Source organism: Stenotrophomonas sp. A3_2, from assembly GCF_036624925.1.
GTDB lineage: Bacteria > Pseudomonadota > Gammaproteobacteria > Xanthomonadales > Xanthomonadaceae > Stenotrophomonas > Stenotrophomonas hibiscicola.
The window spans coordinates 1-309 of sequence record NZ_JAZKVY010000335.1; the positions used below are offsets into that span (position 1 = coordinate 1).

At 65.7% G+C, this 309-nt stretch carries 1 protein-coding gene; it reads right to left on the bottom strand.

Features of this window, described 5'->3' with window-relative positions; translation table 11 throughout:
- On the bottom strand, positions 1-309 hold a 309-nt coding region (locus tag R5H29_RS16180; protein WP_332329461.1), incomplete at both ends, for an efflux RND transporter permease subunit.

The window sequence follows — 309 nt, forward strand, 5'->3', positions numbered from 1 at the left end:
GGTGACGACGACGAGCCCGATCGAGAACCGGCTGGCCGCGCCGGCGCCCGAGGCGGTGAGCAACGGCAGCAAGCCGGTGACCATCGCCGCCGTCGTCATCAGGATCGGACGCAGACGAATCCGGGCCGACATCTCGATCGCCGAGCGACGGTCGAGCCCCTCGTTGAGCTGCAGCTCGTTGGCGAACTCCACCATCAGGATGCCGTGCTTGGTGATCAGTCCGACCAGCGTCAACAGGCCCACCTGGGTGTAGATGTTCATGGTGGCGACACCGAAGAACAGCGGGATCAAGGCGCCGACGATCGCCAT